Source organism: Kitasatospora sp. NPDC004615 (assembly GCF_042873545.1).
Lineage (GTDB): Bacteria > Actinomycetota > Actinomycetes > Streptomycetales > Streptomycetaceae > Kitasatospora.
The window spans coordinates 126,977-143,421 of sequence record NZ_JBIALQ010000009.1 but is presented as its reverse complement, the minus strand read 5'-3'; the positions used below and the strand labels follow the sequence as shown (position 1 = coordinate 143,421).

The 16,445-nt window shown below is 73.6% G+C and carries 15 protein-coding genes and 1 pseudogene; 10 read left to right on the top strand and 6 right to left on the bottom strand.

From position 1 onward, the window contains the following. Positions 1-65: 65 nt before the first annotated feature. Together ACFYS8_RS28800 and ACFYS8_RS28795 are read left to right on the top strand one after the other, a co-directional pair. Positions 66-1,460, top strand: a complete 1,395-nt coding sequence (locus ACFYS8_RS28800; protein WP_387646305.1) for a sensor histidine kinase — start codon at positions 66-68, stop codon at positions 1,458-1,460. 40 nt (positions 1,461-1,500) lie between these two features. Beyond that, the gene (locus ACFYS8_RS28795; protein ID WP_387646665.1) at positions 1,501-2,205 is read left to right on the top strand and encodes a response regulator; all 705 of its coding nucleotides are present in this window, start codon (positions 1,501-1,503) and stop codon (positions 2,203-2,205) included. 141 nt (positions 2,206-2,346) lie between these two features. Here ACFYS8_RS28795 and ACFYS8_RS28790 read toward each other — a convergent pair. Further along, positions 2,347-2,574: pseudogene (locus tag ACFYS8_RS28790) on the bottom strand (phosphatase PAP2 family protein); the annotation flags it as partial. A gap of 34 nt (positions 2,575-2,608) precedes the next feature. Between ACFYS8_RS28790 and ACFYS8_RS28785 the strand changes: the two are divergent. Then, positions 2,609-2,788 carry a hypothetical protein gene (locus ACFYS8_RS28785; RefSeq protein ID WP_387646683.1) on the top strand — a complete coding sequence of 60 codons (180 nt, stop codon included), beginning with the start codon at positions 2,609-2,611 and terminating at the stop codon, positions 2,786-2,788. A gap of 229 nt (positions 2,789-3,017) precedes the next feature. Here ACFYS8_RS28785 and ACFYS8_RS28780 read toward each other — a convergent pair whose 3' ends face one another. After that, positions 3,018-4,598 (bottom strand): TauD/TfdA family dioxygenase, encoded by a 1,581-nt coding sequence (locus tag ACFYS8_RS28780; protein WP_387646302.1) that lies wholly within the window; start codon positions 4,596-4,598, stop codon positions 3,018-3,020. A gap of 140 nt (positions 4,599-4,738) precedes the next feature. Here ACFYS8_RS28780 and ACFYS8_RS28775 point away from each other — a divergent pair, with 140 nt between their 5' ends. Next, the gene (locus ACFYS8_RS28775) at positions 4,739-5,416 is read left to right on the top strand and encodes an SMI1/KNR4 family protein (protein WP_387646299.1); all 678 of its coding nucleotides are present in this window, start codon (positions 4,739-4,741) and stop codon (positions 5,414-5,416) included. 13 nt (positions 5,417-5,429) lie between these two features. Here the strand turns inward: ACFYS8_RS28775 and ACFYS8_RS28770 are convergent, their stop codons facing one another. Genes ACFYS8_RS28770 through ACFYS8_RS28760 form a run of 3 tightly spaced genes read right to left on the bottom strand, consistent with a single transcriptional unit; the run spans position 5,430 to position 8,624 of the window. Beyond that, on the bottom strand, positions 5,430-6,149 hold the full coding sequence (locus tag ACFYS8_RS28770) for a hypothetical protein (protein WP_387646296.1): 720 nt from the start codon (positions 6,147-6,149) through the stop codon (positions 5,430-5,432). Further along, positions 6,146-7,492, bottom strand: coding sequence for an AAA family ATPase (locus tag ACFYS8_RS28765; RefSeq protein WP_387646293.1), 1,347 nt, complete (start codon positions 7,490-7,492; stop codon positions 6,146-6,148). Before ACFYS8_RS28765 ends, ACFYS8_RS28770 begins: the two co-directional genes overlap by 4 nt. Positions 7,493-7,541: 49 nt before the next feature. Then, positions 7,542-8,624 (bottom strand): pyridoxal-phosphate-dependent aminotransferase family protein, encoded by a 1,083-nt coding sequence (locus tag ACFYS8_RS28760; RefSeq protein WP_387646290.1) that lies wholly within the window; start codon positions 8,622-8,624, stop codon positions 7,542-7,544. Between the two features lie 115 nt (positions 8,625-8,739). On the opposite strand from ACFYS8_RS28760, the gene ACFYS8_RS28755 reads away from it, so the two are divergent. The 3 genes from ACFYS8_RS28755 to ACFYS8_RS28745 are packed head-to-tail and all read left to right on the top strand — an operon-like array spanning position 8,740 to position 11,106. Then, positions 8,740-9,825: an amidohydrolase family protein gene (locus ACFYS8_RS28755; protein ID WP_387646287.1), complete on the top strand. Its 1,086-nt coding sequence runs from the start codon at positions 8,740-8,742 to the stop codon at positions 9,823-9,825. A 10-nt stretch (positions 9,826-9,835) separates the two neighbouring features. After that, positions 9,836-10,393, top strand: a complete 558-nt coding sequence (locus ACFYS8_RS28750; RefSeq protein ID WP_387646285.1) for a hypothetical protein — start codon at positions 9,836-9,838, stop codon at positions 10,391-10,393. Positions 10,394-10,428: 35 nt separating this feature from the next. Further along, positions 10,429-11,106 carry a uracil-DNA glycosylase gene (locus ACFYS8_RS28745; RefSeq protein ID WP_387646283.1) on the top strand — a complete coding sequence of 226 codons (678 nt, stop codon included), beginning with the start codon at positions 10,429-10,431 and terminating at the stop codon, positions 11,104-11,106. 50 nt (positions 11,107-11,156) lie between these two features. On the opposite strand, the gene ACFYS8_RS28740 is transcribed toward ACFYS8_RS28745, so the two are convergent. Beyond that, complete coding sequence (locus ACFYS8_RS28740; protein ID WP_380485970.1) at positions 11,157-11,453, bottom strand: hypothetical protein; 297 nt, start codon at positions 11,451-11,453, stop codon at positions 11,157-11,159. Positions 11,454-11,867: 414 nt separating this feature from the next. Between ACFYS8_RS28740 and ACFYS8_RS28735 the strand changes: the two genes are divergently transcribed. From ACFYS8_RS28735 to ACFYS8_RS28725, 3 genes are all read left to right on the top strand, one after another. Then, on the top strand, positions 11,868-14,468 hold the full coding sequence (locus tag ACFYS8_RS28735) for a SpoIIE family protein phosphatase (RefSeq protein ID WP_387646662.1): 2,601 nt from the start codon (positions 11,868-11,870) through the stop codon (positions 14,466-14,468). 82 nt (positions 14,469-14,550) lie between these two features. Next, on the top strand, positions 14,551-15,228 hold the full coding sequence (locus ACFYS8_RS28730) for a response regulator (protein ID WP_387646280.1): 678 nt from the start codon (positions 14,551-14,553) through the stop codon (positions 15,226-15,228). Positions 15,229-15,255: 27 nt separating this feature from the next. Next, entirely contained in the window at positions 15,256-16,419 is a 1,164-nt protein-coding gene (locus ACFYS8_RS28725) for a sensor histidine kinase (protein ID WP_387646278.1), read from the top strand. Positions 16,420-16,445: the final 26 nt, after the last annotated feature.

Below are 16,445 nucleotides of genomic sequence, written 5' to 3'. Positions count from 1 at the left end.
CCGTGGCCGCAGGCATGACTTTCGGCAGATTCGCAGGTGGGGGCGGCCCCCGTAGGGTCGTGGGCATGCGGATGAGTGGGGCGGCGCTGCCGGTGGTGGCGGCGGGGTGTGTCGGGCTGGGCGTCACGAGCCTGTGGTGGGTGCTGCCGGCGGTCGGGTTCTCGTTCCTGGCGGGGCTGCGGACGGAACGGGTGCGGTCGGCGGCGGTGGTGTTCGCCGTGCTGGTGGCGGGCGGGGTGCTGGTGGTCGGGTCGGTGCCGGCCTGGATCCTGTTGGGGCTGCGGTTCGTCGTGCTCGCCGTGTGCACGGGGATGGGGCCGTGGTTGCTGGGCCGGTTCTGGCGGCAATCGCAGGAGTTGGTGCGGGCCGGGTGGGAGCGGGCGGAGCGGCTGGAGCGGGAGCAGCAGTTGGTTGCCGAGCAGGCGCGGTTGCGGGAGCGGGCCCGGATCGCGCAGGACATGCACGATGCCCTCGGGCACGATCTCAGCCTGATCGCTCTGCGCGCCGGGGTGTTGAAGCTCGCCCCCGACCTTGCGGAGCCCCACCGGGAGGCGGCCCAGGAGATCCGGGCGGGTGCGGCCGCTGCCGTCGATCGGCTGGGCGAGGTGATCGGGATCCTGCGGGACGAGGGCGACGCGGGTCGCGGACCGGCCGACGCGGACATTCCGCACCTGGTGGCGGAGGCGGCCGCGGCCGGCCTGGCCGTCCGTTCGGAGATCACCGGTGAGCCGGACGGGTTTCCGCGCGCCACCGAGCACGCTGCGTACCGGGTGGTGCAGGAGGCGCTGACCAACGCGGCCAAGCACGCCCCGGGGGCGGGCGTCACCGTGGAGGTGGCGTACGCGTCCGAGGGTGCCCGGGTCAGGGTGGCCAACGGCCCGGCGCCCGTCGCCCCGGGAGTGCCGGCGGCGGGCGGTGGGCGTGGCCTGGTCGGGCTGGCGGAGCGGGTCCGGCTCGCGGGTGGGAGCTTCGCGCACGGTCCGGGAACGGACGGCGGGTTCGAGGTGGTGGCCGAGCTGCCGCGCCGTCCCGCCGGGCCCGTTCCGCCGGGGCCCGCCGCCCCGCCGTCGCCGGTGCGTGAACTGCGGCGCGCCCGGCGCAGGGTCGGCCGGACGCTGGCTGCCGTGGTGCTCGTCCCGCTGGTGACGGCCGTGCTGCTGACCGTGGCGCTGCGAGCGTGGACGCTGTACGTGGTCAGCCTGTCGGTGCTGGACCCGGAGGTGTACGCCACCCTCCAGGTGGGGCAGGACCAGGCCTCGGTCGAGCGGGTGCTGCCGGGCCACCGGTTGCCGTACCGGCCGCCGAACGGGTCGTCGACGCCCGCGCCGCCGCCGGGGGAGGGCGTTTCGTGCGTGCACTACGCCATCACCGCCCAGCTGTTCGTGGACCGGGCGGGCGACGCGTACCGGCTGTGCTTCCAGGACTCCCGGCTGGTCTCGCGCGACGTGCTCGTCTCCTGACCATTCCCCATACGTGCTGAACGACCGACAGGAGTTGCTGATGACACCCGCACCGATCCGGGTGCTGCTCGCCGACGACGAGCCGATGATCCGCGCGGGGCTGCGCGCCGTGCTCACCACCGACCCAGGCATCGAGATCGTCGCCGAGGCCGGGGACGGCCGGGAGGCCGTCGAGCTGGTCCGGCGTCACCGGCCGGACGTCGCCGTGTTGGACATCCGGATGCCGGGGACGGACGGCATCGCGGCCGCCGCCGAGATCCGTCGCAGCGGCCTGGCCACCGGGGTGCTGATGCTGACCACCTTCGGCGAGGACGACTACATCCTGCGCGCGCTCAGCGGGGGCGCGAACGGCTTCCTGATCAAGTCCGGCGAGCCCGAGGAACTGCTCGCCGGGGTGCACGCGGTGGCCGCCGGGGCGGCCTACCTCTCACCGAAGGTGGCCGCCCGGGTGGTCGCCCACCTGGCCGCCACCGGGGCCGGTGGCCCCGCCGACCGGCGTGCCGGAGCCCGGGAACAGGTGGCCGCCCTGACCGTCCGGGAACGGGACGTGCTGACGCTGATCGCGGCCGGACTGTCCAACGGCCGGATCGCCCGCCGGCTGGGCGTGGTCGAAGGCACCGTGAAGGCCCATGTGAGCTCCATCCTGGCGCGGTTGGGGGTGGCCAACCGGGCGGCGGCCGCCGTCCTCGCGCACGAGGCCGGGCTGACCCTCGGCGCGAACTGCGCGGGCGGTCCGCGGGACTGAGGCGGGCGGGGCGGACAGCAGCCACCCGAGCACCGGCACCCCGGTCAGGGCCGACACGGCGCGGGTGGCCGCCGGCCGCAGGGCGAGGACCACGGCCGCCGTGACCGTTCCGCCGAGGGCGGCGCCGGCGAGCACGTCGTGCGGGTAGTGCACCCCGGCAGCCACCCGCAGCGCGGCCGTGGCCCCGCCGACGGGGACGGCCAGCAGCGCCCAGCGCGGGCGCAGCAGGACCAGCCCCGTCGCCAGCGCGACCGCCAGGGTGGCGTGGTTGCTGGGGAACGACCAGTCACCGGGCGGCGGGCAGTCGCCGACCGCCGTGCCGGGCAGCCCGGTCAGTGCCCGGCAGGGCCGCTCCTCGTCGAGGAGCACCTTCAGCACCTCGCTCGTCCCGTAGGCCAGCACCGTGCCGAGCCCGACCAGCGCCACCCCCGCGACCACCCGGGCGGCCCGGCGGGCCCGGGCCGTCCACCAGCAGTACGTCAGCAGCAGCCCCAGCACCAGCAGCCCGGCCTCGGTGGCCGGCTCCAGCAGCGCGGCCACCGCGTGCGGGGCGTCGCCGACGGCCTCCGCCACCCGGCGGTAACCGTCGGCCGACCACCGCGCCGGTTCCGTTCCGCCTTGCTTCGGCGCCAGCAGTACCACCGCCCCGGCCCCCGCGCTGAGCACGGCCGCGGCGAGGACGGGCCTGGCCCCCGTCCCGGATTTCCTGTGCGTGTACGTCATGGTCCGGACGGTACGAGCCGGGGTGCCCGTGTGGCCCGGCCCGAAAGTCAACCGGCACCCCTGACGATGGTCAGGGTTGACACAGTCTGTCAGCTCATCAACTCCAGGAGCAGCGGCCGGAATTCGGCGAACGCCGGGGTGCCGACCGCGGGGTCCTTCGCGGCCTCGTCCCAGCGGCGGACGGTCACGGCGTCGGTGGCGAACGGGCCGGCGGCGAACTCCTCGGCCTCGGTGGGCGTCATCGGGCCGCCCTGGAGGCCGAGGGTGTGGACGGAGGCGGGGGAGAGCTTGGCGAAGTAGTCGGGTTCGGCGGTGCAGAGGTAGCGCTTGGCGGGGACGTGCAGGCGGACGGGCTCGGTGACGGCGGTGGGGAAGTACCGGGAGAGCCAGCCGGCGGCGGTGTCGCCGTGGCGGTTGTCGGTGCCGGCCATCAGCTTCAGGCCGCTGCCGCGGAAGTGGCCGATGTCGTGGAGCAGCGCGGCGGCGACCAGCGCGGGCGGGGCGCCGGCCGTCCGGGCCAACTGGCCCGCCTGGAGCATGTGTTCGGCCATGGTGACGGCCTCGCCGAGGTACTCGCCGGCGCCCTCGCCCGCGAACAGGGCCTCCAGTTCGTCGAGCGCGGCGACGTTGCGGCGCAGCACGGAGAGGGTCGAGGAGAGCGAGTCGAGGTCGGCGTAGCAGCCCTGGAGGTGGCGGCCGCCGGCCTGTTCGAAGGCGGTGCGGGCGTGCAGCAGGCGGGTGTTGTCGAAGATCAGGCAGTCGCCCGGGCCGAGCCGGAACTCGAGCTGGAGTTCCGGGCGGAGGGTGATCGCCGCGAAGCGCCGGTACGCGGCGTAGAAGGCGTCGAGCTCCGCGCCGTCGAGCGTCCGCAGGGTGTCGATGGAGCGGTTGTTGAAGCGGATCTCGCGGATCGCGCCGCGCGGGTCGAGCCCGATCATCGGCAGCTCGGCGGCCAGGTCGGCGGTGCGGTCCCGGTAGCGGAACGGCACCGGGGTGCGGGCGAGCAGCGCGAACGCCTCCGGGTCCTCCTCGCGCAGCAGCGCGGCGGCGCGGAAGCCGTCCACCAGGCCCGAGTCGCCGCCGGCGGCCTCGTTGCGCAGGCAGTGCAGCAGCTGGAGGGTGGGGACGGGGTCGCGGTACGGGTTGTCGGTGTGCGGGGCGATGGCGGCGTCGGTGAACGCGAAGTTCACCGCGTCGGGCTCCACCCGGACGTCGAACAGCTCGCCGTAGTTGGTGTCCCGCACATACCCGAACGTCCTTGCCACGGCGAGGACTTGACGCTCCTCCACCGGGACGCCGCGGAGCACCGCGAAGCCGGAGCGGCGGACGGCGGAGAGGACGGCGGTCCTCTCCTCCGGGTCGGACAGGTAGCTCGACCAGTCGGCCTCGGGCAGGCCGCGGGCGAAGTCGGCGGCCTGCCACAGGCGCTTGCCGTGCTCGGTGCGGTGGTCGCCGGCCGCGTCCTCGGGCGCGTCCCAGCCGGTCGGGTAGTGCGAGCGGTGGCCGTCGGACCACACCACGCTCAGCCCGCTCTCGTCCCGGTGCGCCTCGGCGGCGGTCAGGCCGTCCGGCAGGTCGCCGATCTGGAACCGCTTCTGCCCGCTGCGCGGGTTGCGGCACTCGGTGCACGGACAGTTGTCGCGCAGCCAGAAGGGGTTGGGGACGGGCATGGGAGCAGCCTCCGGTTGTACAGACAACTTCGCGTGGCTGCTCAGCCAAGTCCGCGCTTGCGTACACCGGTTGCCCAGGCGGTGAACGGTCGGCCACCGGAAGCCGAACCCTGTCCGTGGGGGCCGCTAGCGTGCGAGGCATGACGCTGGACCTTGCCCGTGAGCTGCCCGCCGCCCTCGCCGACCGCGCCGCCGCCTGGCGGCTGATCGCCGACCTGGCCGCCTTCTGGGGTGCCCCGCTGATCCCGGACAGCGGCTGTACCGATGCCGAACTCGACGCCGCAGAGGCCCGGTTGGGGCTGCGCCTGCCCGCCGCGCTGCGCGAGGCATACCGGCTGATCGGCAACCGGCCCGACCTGACCAGCAACCAGGACACCCTGCTGCCACCGGACAAGCTCTACCTCGACCAGGACTGCCTGGTCTATCGCGTGGAGAACCAGTCCTGCGCCTACTGGGGCATCCCGCTCGCCGCCCTCGACCAGGACGACCCGCCGACCGTCGCCTGGCCGGACGTCGCACCGTCCGTGCAGGTGGAGCTCACCCCGTGGACGGCCGGCTTCTCCGCCGAGTGCCTGGGCATCCTGCTGGCCGAGCCGCTGTTCGACGACAGCGCGTTCGTGGACGGCGCCGAGGTCGACCCGAACGACCTGACCGGCTGGACGGAGCTGCCGCGCGTGCACGCACCCGGCGTGGACACCCGGTTCTTCGCGCGTCCGGACGCCCTGCTGATGATTCAGGATGGGGCGTGGCTGGCCGTGCGCGCGGTGGACGAGGAGGCCCTGGACGCGATCTGCGACGAGCTCCCGGCGGCGCTCTGACTCGAACACCGAGTCAGAGGCGGTGTGCCAGCCGCCAGGCGTCGAGCGCGGCCACCGTCCGCTGCCCGACGACGGTCGGTGCGAGCGTCGGCTTCAGCCGGGTCATCGCGTGGACGACGTCGACGAACGGGGAGTCCAGCAGGGCCCGCGCCACATCGTCCGCGTGCGGGTCGCCGTCCTGGACCAGGGTGAACCAGTCGCGGATGTTGGAGCAGGCGCGGTGGAAGGCGTCCAGGCGGCCCTTGACCAGGTCGCCCCGGTTGAGGCCGAACACCTCGATCGTGCGCCGGCCTTTCCGGGACCCGACGACCGGTTCGTACTCGCCGCTCCTCAGGAACAGCACCAGGTGGTCGGCGGGGTCCTCGGCGGTCGGGTCGATCAACAGGCAGGTGCCGTCTGTGTCGACCGGGTACGCGTCCCGCTTGGCGTTGCTGTTGCAGAAGGAGCAGGCGAAGAGGTGGTTCGGCCAGTCGAACGCCCGCAGCGGGGCGCTGTCGATCGGTTGGAAGTGGTCGATGCCGGTGCCCCGGCTGTCGTCGCAGTACATGCACCGGAGGTTGCCGCGGGCCATCGGTTCCAGGGTTCGGTGGATGTGCTGCTTGGGTGCCGCGGCCCGCTTCCAGTGGTCGCGGGCCGTTTTCGAGTCGCCGCCGGCCGCCGCCACGCGTCCGGTCCACTTGGTCAGCAACTGCGCGGACTCGGCCGGCAGGGGTGTGCGGGGGAGCGGGATCACCGGTCCGGCTCCAGCCTGGCGGACACCTCGGCCACCCTGCTGCTCAGTGAGCTCGTGAGTCGCTCGCCGAGTTCCTGGTACTCGGCGATCTCCTCGGCGGAGGCCGTTTCGGCGTACACCTTGCGCTCCAGCGCGACCAGCCGCCGGCGTTGCCCTTCGGCGCGGTTCGAGTAGGGCGTCTCCAGGCCGAACAGTTCCGAGAGCACGGCGTCGTCGCCGCTGCCGTAGACGACCCGGTGGTAGAGGTCATCGTCGACGACCACTGCGGGGTGCTGCTCGTCGACGCCCGGGAGGCGGATCAGGCTGCCCGGGTCGGCGGCCTGGCAGATGTAGGGGCTGTGGCTGGTGACGATGAACTGGATCGCCGGGAAGTGCTGCCGCAGCCAGTCGCCGATCTTGCGCTGCCAGGTGACGTGGAGGTGCGCGTCCACTTCGTCGATCAGCACCACGCCGGGCAGGTGGACCGCGATGCCTCCGCCGGGGATCGGCTGGGAGAGCAGGGTGCCGTAGGTGCTGTGGAGTTGGCGCACGATGTCGAGCACCAGCGCCACCACCGTTCGATAGCCGTCGCTCATCTCCCGCAGCGGGAAGCCCCGTCCGTTCCGGCCGTGCTCGCGGACCCACAGCCCGTCGGCCGTCACCCGCTGGATCTGGTACTGGTCCGGCAGCAGCCCGTCCTGGAGCAGGCCGAGCACCTTTGCGAGCAGTGCCGCCGCTCCGCCTGGCCGGTCCTCCTCCTCGTACGCCCGCAGCCGCAGGTCGATGAGCCAGGCCACGCCTTCGGCCAGCGAGGCGTCCTCGTGGAACAGCGTGGCCAGGCGACCTCGAGGCCCCTGATTGATCATCAGGCGCTGGGCCTCGCTGGACCCACCGGTGAGTCGCCGGAACGGGCCGTAGCCGGCGCAGAACCAGCCGAACGAGTTCTCCGCCCAGGGGCCCCGGGAGCCGCTCTTCGTCGTGCTGGGGAAGGCGCTCAGGGCGGGGCGGGCGGGGTGATCGGCGTCGGCGGGCGGAGGTGTCCAGCGCAGTCCCAGCGAGATGGGTCCCTGCGGGGTCTTGCCTGCTCCCGCGAAGCTGTCCAGCGGCGATTTGTGGGTCACCTCGATGTCCACCGCCCCCTGCCTGGCCCCGGTGGTCACCCACCCGGTGAAGTCCGGCACCAGGGCCTGGGCGACGCTCGGGCCGCTCACGGCCAGGGCGATCGCCTGGAGCACGGTGGACTTGCCCGAGCCGTTGCGTCCGGCCAGCACGGTCCAGCCGCTGCCGCCCGCCAGCGGCAGGTCCACGGCGCGCTTCCCGGTGAAGCCCTTCACGTTCCTGAGCTGGACTCTGGTGATGTACATCCGTGCTCCCTCGTCGTCCCGGACCGCCGCCGCAGGCTGTGGCGCAGCGTCAGATCGCCTGCTCCCAGGCCTCGGTGGCTGCCGCCACCGCTGCCGCGGCCGAGACGTCGGTGGCCTGGGCGAGGGCTTCCAGGGTGGCGATGACCGTTTCGGCGGTGGCGGCCGGGCCGTAGTGGTTGAGGCGGAGCATGGTGGTGGCGAGGGCGCCGCCGCCGGCCTGGACGGGCAACTGGGGGGCGTGGCGGCGGAGTTCGGCGGCGAGTTCGGTGGCGTCGAGGCCGTCGGCGGTGCGCAGGGTGGTGGCGACCGGGGCGGCGTGCTCGGCGAGGCGGACGTACGGGGTGAGGGTGCCGAGGGCGGTGGCGCCCGCGCGGGTGGCGGCGGCTGCGGCGCGGTGGCGGGCGATGACTGCGTCGAGGGTCTCGGCGGTGATCGCGTCCAGGCACTCCTCGAGTGCGAGCATCTCCAACTGGGCGGGGGCGTGGGGCAGTTGGGTGCGGCCGGCGTCGGTCCAGCGGGCCTTCCAGTCGAGCAGCGAGAGGTAGGAGCGGCGCGGCGCGGCCGGGTTGGCCTCGATCCGCTGCCAGGCCCGCTCGCTGACCGAGACGGCCGAGACGCCGGCCGGGCCGCCCATCGCCTTCTGGCCGCCGATCACGCACAGGTCGATGCCCCAGGCGTCGGTCAGCAGCGGCTCGGCGGCCACCGAGGCCACCGCGTCCAGCATCAGCAGCGCGCCGTGCTCGCGCACCACGGCGGCGATCTCGGCGACCGGGTTGGTGTTGCCGGTGGCGGCCTCGGCGTGCACCAGCGAGACGAAGTCGATCTCCGGGTTGGCGCGCAGCGCGTCCGCGACCTGCTCGGCGGTGACGGCGGCGTCGAACGGCGCGGCCAGGTCGACGACCTTGGCGCCCGCGTCGCGCAGCCAGCCGCCGAAGGTCTGGCCGTAGGGGCCGGTGATCACGTTCAGCGCGGTCGAACCCGGGTGCGCCGCGCCCTTGATCGCCGCCTCCAGCGGCAGCAGCGCCTCGCCCTGGGTGACGATCACGTCGGCCTCGGTGTGCAGCAGCGCCGCCACCTTGTCCTCGATCGCGGCGAACCGGTCGGCGGTCATCGGGGGAAGGTCGAGCAGCATGCGGGGAGGCCTTTCGGGCAACGGGGTTTCGCCGGGGCGACGAGGGGGTCGCCGTCGAACAGTGTGCCGCAGATCGCCCCGTGCGCCCGCACGGCTGCCGAGTACAGTGCCAGGCATGACAGACGGTGGGGTGCTGCACATCAAGGGCCGGGTACTGGTCGGGCCGGAGGACGTCCGGGACGAACTCTGGGCGGTGGACGGCCGGGTGACCTTCGCGCGGCCCGCCGCCGAACCCGCCGCCACCCTCACCGGCTGGGCGCTGCCCGGCCTGGTCGACGCCCACTGCCACGTCGGACTGGACGCGCACGGCGCCGTCGACCGGGCCACCAGCGAGAAGCAGGCCCTCACCGACCGGGACGCCGGCACCCTGCTGATCCGCGACGCCGGCTCCGCCGCCGACACCAGGTGGATAGACGACCGCGCCGACCTGCCGAAGATCATCCGGGCCGGGCGGCACATCGCCCGCACCCGCCGCTACATCCGCAACTACGCGCACGAGATCGAACCCGGCGACCTTGCCGCGTACGTCACCGCCGAGGCCCGGCGCGGCGACGGCTGGGTCAAGCTGGTCGGCGACTGGATCGACCGCGGCGTCGGCGACCTCGCCGCCTGCTGGCCCGGCGACGCGCTCAGCGAGGCGATCGCCGCCGCGCACGCCGAGGGCGCCCGGGTCACCGCGCACTGCTTCGCCACCGAATCGCTGCCCGACCTGTTGGCCGCAGGCATCGACTGCATCGAGCACGCCACCGGCCTCACCGAGGAGTTGATCCCCGCCTTCGTCGAACGCGGCGTGGCGATCGTCCCCACCCTGGTCAACATCGCCACCTTCCCGGGCCTCGCGGACGGCGGCGAGACCAAGTTCCCGCAGTGGTCCGCGCACATGCGGCGCCTGCACGAGAACCGCTACGCGACGGTGGGCGCGGCCCACGACGCCGGCATCCCGATCTACGTCGGCACCGACGCGGGCGGCTCGCTCGCCCACGGCCTGGTCGGCGAGGAAGCACTGGAGCTGACCAAGGCCGGCCTTACCCCCACCGAGGCCCTCGCCGCCGCCACCTGGTCCGCCCGCGAGTGGCTCGGCCGCCCCGGCCTCACCGAGGGCGCCCCCGCCGACCTGGTGATCTACGACGCGGACCCGCGCGCGGACCTGCGGGTGCTGGGGGCACCGCGGCACATCGTGCTCAACGGCGCGGTGGTGTGACGTGGAGCGGATGACGGACGAGCAGGCCCTCGCGTGGTTCGAGACGCTGCCTGCCGAGGTCCGCGCGCAGGTGGACGGGTTGGTGCTGCAGTTCCGGCTGGTCTGGGCGATGAAGATCCTGCTGGACGCGGGGCGGGTCAGCCACGGGATCGGGCTGCACCAGGCCCAGGCGATCGTCGGGGCGCGCTGCGAGCACTACGGTGACCGGGTCGCGAACCCCGCGAACGTTCCCCTCGATCCGGCGGCGGTGGTGCGGCGGGCCGGGGAGGTCGGCGAGCGGGTGCTGGCGGTCGAGGCGGTCTGGGACGGGGACACCGTCCAGAACTGGTTCGTCGACCTGGTCGCGGTCGGCGGGAGCCGCGACCACCGGCTGGTGACCGTGTACGGGAGCAACGCCGCCCGCTACCTCGGCTCCGACGACCGGATCGACGGCCGCCCGCACATCGCGGTCGCCGCCGAGCGGATCGGGCGCGGCGTCGCGGCGGAGCTCGGCGTCCCGTTCCACTTCGGCAGCCCCGACCGGCCGGACGACGAGGCCCCGCGCTGGGTGCGGCCGTCGACCTCGTGAACTGGCGTTGTCAGTGCGGCCGATAGGCTTTCGTCATGGCTGCTCGACCCTTGCACGAAATCGTTGAACCCGGCTGGGCCCAGGCCCTCGCGCCGGTCGCCCCGCAGGTCGCCGCGATGGGCGACTTCCTGCGCGGCGAACTCGCCGCCGGGCGTACCTACTTGCCGCCGGGCCCGCAGGTGCTGCGGGCCTTTCAGCAGCCGTTCGCGGACGTCCGGGTGCTGATCGTCGGTCAGGACCCGTACCCGACGCCGGGCCACGCCGTCGGCCTGAGCTTCTCGGTCGCGCCGGAGGTGCGTCCGATACCGGCGAGCCTGGTCAACATCTACCAGGAGTACGGCAACGACCTCGGCTTCCCGCCGCCGTCCAACGGAGACCTGACGCCGTGGGCGAACCAGGGCGTCCTGCTGCTCAACCGGGCGCTGACCACCCAGACCCGCAAGACCAACGGCCACCGCGGCAAGGGCTGGGAGGCCGTCACCGAGCAGGCCATCAAGGCCCTCGCCAACCGAGGCGGCCCGCTGGTGGCCATCCTCTGGGGCCGCGACGCCCGCGAACTGCGCCCGTGGCTCGGGCAGGTGCCGAGCATCGAGTCGTCGCACCCCAGCCCGTACTCCGCGTCCAGCGGCTTCTTCGGCTCGCGGCCGTTCAGCCGCGCCAACGACCTGCTGGTCCGGCAGGGCGGGCAGCCCGTGGACTGGCGCCTGCCGTAACTGTCCGGGGGCACATGGGTGGCCCGGGTTCGGGGCCCGGGCCGGTGGGGTCAGTGCTGGGCGACCTGGAAGCAGGCGACGTCGTACTGGGACGGGGCGCCCGCGTTGTTGTAGGCCGCTCCGCCGGTGCCGCCGTTGGTGCTGCCGAATCCGGGCTCGTTGAAGACCGAGCCGGGGGAGGTGCCGGAGTGTCCGGGGGCCCCGGCGCCGGTGCCGGGGGTCTCGAAGCTCTGGCAGGACTGGTTCGGGGGTCCGGTCCCGCTCGGGTTGGCGGCGGCCATCGCGGTGGCCGCGCCGCCGAGGCAGAGCAGACCGGTGAGGAGCCCTGTCGCCACGATGCGCAGCATTTCTCCTCCTTCGGTGGAAACGCTCACGTGAAGCCGGACGGCTTCACGTCTCCCCACCCGTGAGTACGTACCGTGGCGGCGAAGTGTTCAGCGTCGCCGTCCGCAACCCGAACTCCCGGCCGGGTGGCGGCGGGTGGCGCGCAGGGTGGGGCCATGGCCGACACGATTCGGGTGGTGCTGAGCGCGGACGACCAGGCGCTGCTGCGCGGCAGCTTCCGGCTGGCCCGGTCTTCACCACGGGTGTAGGTGTGGGGTATGGCGCGGTTCGGTACCTGGCGAGCCGCCCTGTCGCGTGGCAGAGAGGCGGCTGCAGAACCGCGGTCGTCAGGCTCTGCGGCTGATCGGGGCGGTTCCGGCCGGCGACGGCGCGCGGCGTTCCTCGTCCCGCGCAGCCTCGCGGGCCGGGTGTTCGTGATGCAGCTGGTGGTGGTGCTGCTGCTGGTCGTGACCGCCCTGGCGGAGCTGCTGGTCCAGGCACACGACGACATCAACGAGAGGGCCCGGAGCCGGGCGATGGCCGTCGCGCAGACCTTCGCCAACTCGGCCGGGGTGGTGCCCGCACTGGCCACCAGCAACCCGTCGGCGATCCTCGAGCCCAAGGCCCTGGCAGCGTCGCAAGCCTTGGGCGACACGGGCATCCAGGTCATCAACGCGCAGTACGTCCGCGTGACCGACCGCTACCCGTACCGGGTCGGCACGATGGTGGAGCCCAACATCGTGCCCACCCTGTCCCGCGACCATCCGAACTTCGCAATCGTGCACACCAGCGCCGGTGGGAAGCAGATGGTCGCCCGGGTCCCGGTCTACGACAACGGCCGGTTCGTCGGGTGGGTGGCCGCGAGCACTCACATCAGCGACATCAACGGTGTCGTCGGCATGCGCGTGCGCGTCCTCACCATCGGGGCTGCCGGTGCGCTGGCGGTGTCGGTGCTGGGGACGGCCTTGATCAGCCGGAGGCTCAACCGGCAGACCCGGGGCCTGGGGCCGGCCGAGATGACCCGGATGTACGAGCACCACGACGCGGTGCTGCACGCGGTACGCGAGGGCGTCGTGATCGTCGACGGTGAGGGCCGGGTGGTGCTCGCCAACGACGAAGCGCGGCGCCTGCTGGATCTGCCGCCCGACTGCGAGGGCCGCTTGGTGCCGGAGCTGGGTCTGGAGTCGCCGACGGCGGACCTGCTGGCCGGTGGCACCACGGTCAGCGACGAGGTGGTGGCAGCCGGAGAGCGGCTGCTGGCGGTGAACATTCGGCCGACCGGCCAGGTTGACGGCCCGCCCGGCAGCGTGGCCACCCTGCGTGACACCACCGAACTGCGCAGCCTGTCGGGACGGGCGGAGCAGGCACGCGGTCGCCTGCGCCTGGTGCACGAGGCCAGCACCGCCATCGGGACGACCCTGGACGTGACCCGCACCGCCGAGGAGCTCACCGAGGCAGTCGTGCCCCGGTTCGCCGACTTCGTCACCGTCGACCTGGCCCCCGGAGTCGTATCGGGCGAAGAGCCCACCGAGCGGGACTGCCGTGAGGTGGTCCGCGTGGCGATCGGCGGCATCCGTGACGACGCCCCCTTCTTCCCGATCGGCCGCACCATCGCCTTCGGCTGGGCCACTCCCCAGGGCCGGAGCCTGGGCACCGGACGCGCCAGGCTCGCACCCCGTCTCGCCGACGACGCCGCGTGGCAGGACGTGGACCCGCCCGCCGCCCGCGCCCTGCTGGACCACGGCGTGCACTCGATGATCGCGGCCCCGCTGCTGGCCCGCGGCATCATGCTCGGGGTGGCCGAGTTCTGGCGCGCCGACACCACGGCACCCTTCGAGGAGGACGACCGCTCCGTCGCCGAGGATCTCACCGCGCACGCCGCCCTGTGCATCGACAACGCCCGCCGGTACACCCGCGAGCACACGCTCGCCGCCACCCTCCAACGCCGCCTGCTGCCCGGCGAATTGCTGCCGCAAGCCGCCCTGGAGGTCGCCCACCGCTACCTGCCCGCCCAGGAAGGGGCCGGCGGCGACTGGTACGACGTGATTCCCTTGCCCGGCACCCGGGCCGCCCTCGTCGTCGGTGACGTCGTCGGACACGGGATCCACGCCGCCGCGACGATGGGCCGCCTGCGTACCGCCGTGCACAACTTCTCCGCTCTCGACATCCCCCCGGACGAACTCCTCGGCCACCTCGACGAACTCGTCCAACGCATCGACCGGGAAACCGCCGACGCAGAGGACACCATCACCGGCGCCACCTGCCTGTACGCCATTTACGACCCCACCGCCGGTCACTGCACGCTGGCCACCGCCGGCCATCCGCCGCCCGTCGTCGTCCACCCCGACGGCAGCGCCTACTACCCGGACATCCCCCAGGGGCACCCTCTCGGCCTGACCGCTCTGCCTTACGAGACCGCCCGGATCGATCTGCCACCGGGCAGCCTCCTGGTCCTCTACACCGACGGACTCATCGAGAGTCGCGAGCAGGACATCGACAGCGGCCTCCAACTGCTGCGCGAGACCGTCGCCCACCCGCACCGCACCCCGGAGGAGACCTGCACCGCCATCCTGCGCCGCCTGCCGCCCGCCCGTCAGAACGACGACGTCACCCTCCTGGTCGCCCGCACCCGCACCCTCAGCCCCAGCAGCATCGCCGAATGGGACGTCCCCCAGGACCCCGCCGCAGTCGCCCACGTGCGCGCGGCGGTCAACGACCAACTCGACGCCTGGGGCATCGAGGAAGAAGCCTTCGCCACCGAACTCATCCTCAGCGAACTGGTCACCAACGCCGTCCGCTACGGCGCCCCACCCATCCACGTGCGCCTGATCCGCGACGCCGCCCTGGTCTGCGAGGTCTCCGACGGTACCAGCACCGCACCCCACCTGCGCTACGCCGCCACCACCGACGAGGGCGGACGCGGACTCTTCCTCGTCGCCCAACTCGCCGACCGATGGGGCACGCGCTACACCGAAACCGGCAAGATCATCTGGAGTGAACAGGCACTTGATCACGTCTCCCCGCCCGTGACTACGTAGCGCGGCGGCGAAGTGTCCGGCGTTGCCGCCCGCAGTCCGAACTCCCGGCCGGGTGGCGGCGGGTGGCGCATAGGGTGGGGCCATGGCGGACACGATTCGGGTGCTGATCGCGGACGACCAGGCGCTGCTGCGCGGCAGCTTCCGGCTGCTGGTGGATTCCACGCCCGGCATGACGACGGTGGCGGAGGCCGCCGACGGGGCGGACGCCGTCCGGCTCGCGCGCGAACTGCGGCCGGACATCGTGCTGATGGACCTCCGGATGCCCGCGCTCGACGGCATCGCCGCCACCCGGGAGATCTGCTCCGACCCCGAACTGGCGGGTGTTCGCGTGCTGGCGCTGACCATGTTCGACCTGGACGAGTACGTGTATCCGGCGCTCCGGGCGGGGGCGAGCGGCTTCCTGCTGAAGGACGCCACGCCGGCCGACCTGGTGGCCGGGATCCGGACCGTCGCGGCGGGGGAGGGCGTCCTGTCGCCGACCGTGACCAGGCGCCTGATCGCCGACCTGTCCTGGAGCGCCGGACCCGCCAGGCCCGAGCCGCGGCTGGTCGGGCTGACCCGCCGCGAGCACGAGGTGCTGGTGCAGATCGCCAACGGGCTCTCCAACCAGGAGATCGCCGGGCGGCTGGTGGTCAGCCTGCCCACAGTGAAATCCCATGTCGGCAGCCTGCTGGCCAAGTTGAGCGCCCGGGACCGCGCCCAGCTGGTGATCATCGCCTACGAGGCGGGGGTCGCCGAGCCCGGCATGCCGCAGCTCTGACGCCGGCCGCGAGTTAGTGTCGGCGGCATGGTGTCCGCATTCCGAAAGGCTTACGTGGTACGGCAGTTGATCGCGATCGACGCCGCCGTCGCGCTGGGGTTGGCGTTGCTGCCGGCGTTGTCCCCGTTGCGGCGGCAGGTCGGGGACGGTGTGCCCGGGTGGATGCTGTGGGCGGCTGCCGCGGCGGTTCCGTTGGTGGTCCGACGGATCTGGCCGTGGCCGGTGTTCCTCACGGTGCTCGCGGTGGCCGTGGCCTCGGTGCCGCTGGGCCTGGCGCCGACCGCGTTCCTGGCCGCCGCCTTCGCCGCGTACCCGGTCGCGCTGCTGACCGGTCCGCCGCCGTTCGGGCGGAGCGCGGCGGTGATCGGCGGGACGAGCGTGGCGGGCGTGGCCCTGCTGACCGTCGGCGGCAGCCCGCACTACCCGGGCGGGACGCAGGCCGTGCAGGTGCTCTTCGGCGTGCTGGTGCTCGGCGCCACCTGGGCGGCGGGCCTCGCCGTGCGGGAACGCCGGGAGGGCGTGCGCCGGACGATCGAGCAGGCCGGGGAGCGGGCCAGGCGCGAGGAGCGGCTGCGGATCGCCCGGGACATCCACGACGTGGTCACCCACAGCGTGGGCCTGATCGCCGTCAAGGCGGGCATCGCCAACCACCTCGCCGCCACCCGCCCGGAGGAGGCCGGGCTCGCGCTCACGGCCATCGAGGAGATCAGCCGCAAGGCGCTGAGCGACCTGCGCGCGACGCTCGTCGTGCTGCGCGGCGAGGACGGCCACGACGGGGGCGACCTGCGGCCGGCCCGGGGTCTGGCCGACCTGCCCGAGCTGGTCCGCGCCGCCGAACTGGCCGGGGTGCGAGCCGAGTTGACGACGCAGTGCGCGGTGGAGCCGCCGGGCGGGGTCGCGCTCGCCGGGTACCGCATCGTGCAGGAGGCGCTGACCAACGCCGCCAAGCACGCCGCCCCCACCCGCTGCCGGGTCCGGGTGGTCGCGGCCGACGGCGAGCTGACCGTCGAGGTGGCCGACGACGGGCCGTCCGACGACGGGCCGTCCGACGGCCGGTCGGCCGGGCCGGTGCCTGGCGGCGGCCTCGGCCTGCCCGGCATGCGCGAGCGGGCCCGCGCCCACGGCGGCACCCTCACGGCCGGGCCCGGCGACGGCGGCGGCTGGACCGTCCGCGCGGTGCTGCCGTACTGACGAGAACTCATCCCCAGGTAGGGGTT